At 45.8% G+C, this 260-nt stretch carries 1 protein-coding gene; it reads left to right on the forward strand.

The window, feature by feature from the left end; genetic code table 11:
* Nucleotides 1-37 precede the first annotated feature (37 nt).
* The coding region (locus R0J87_RS21865; RefSeq protein WP_498888936.1) for an uS5 family small ribosomal subunit protein at nucleotides 38-260 on the forward strand (223 nt) is incomplete at its 3' end.

Consider the following 260-nt stretch of genomic DNA (forward strand, 5'->3'; position numbering starts at 1 on the left):
GGCGCGTGAAGCCGGTCTTCAGTTCTAGGAGTAGCTCATGGCTAACGAAGAAACTAAACAACAATCTGATTTACAAGAGAAGCTTGTTGCAGTAAACCGCGTGTCAAAAGTTGTTAAAGGTGGTCGGATTTTCTCTTTCACCGCTTTGACCGTAGTTGGTGACGGTAATGGTCGCGTTGGTTTTGGTTATGGTAAAGCACGTGAAGTTCCTGCTGCTATTCAAAAGGCAATGGAAAAAGCACGTCGCAACATGACTCAGG

It is taken from the genome of Halomonas sp. SIMBA_159, assembly GCF_046536035.1.
Taxonomy (GTDB): Bacteria; Pseudomonadota; Gammaproteobacteria; order Pseudomonadales; family Halomonadaceae; genus Vreelandella; species Vreelandella venusta_A.